This window comes from Bacillus sp. SIMBA_026, assembly GCF_046535335.1.
GTDB classification, from domain to species: Bacteria; Bacillota; Bacilli; order Bacillales; family Bacillaceae; genus Bacillus; species Bacillus velezensis.
Genome location: NZ_JAWRWX010000522.1, coordinates 1 through 232 on the forward strand (window position 1 = coordinate 1; position 232 = coordinate 232).

The following is a 232-nucleotide window of genomic DNA, read 5'->3' on the forward strand; positions in this document are numbered from 1 at the left end:
GGTACGCGGTGACGGCGGTGACGTCCGCGCCCCGTGCTGCCAATCCCTGCCGAAGGCCCGGTGCGGCGAGGTCGGCCTGCGGCAGGAAGACCCGTGCCGGTGCAGGATCCCACAGGGCAAGCAGGCCCTCGGCGGATTGGGGCTCCGAGGGCGCCAAAGCAACCCGGAGGCCGACTGATTCGAGGACGCGTTGGGTCGAGGCACCAACGGTGGCCACCTGGGTTCCAGCGGG

1 protein-coding gene is annotated in these 232 nt (G+C 72.0%); it reads right to left on the bottom strand.

Features of this window, described 5'->3' with window-relative positions; translation table 11 throughout:
* Positions 1-217: uroporphyrinogen-III synthase (locus SB847_RS22395; RefSeq protein WP_410578973.1), on the bottom strand; the 217-nt coding region annotated here is incomplete at its 3' end.
* Positions 218-232: the final 15 nt, after the last annotated feature.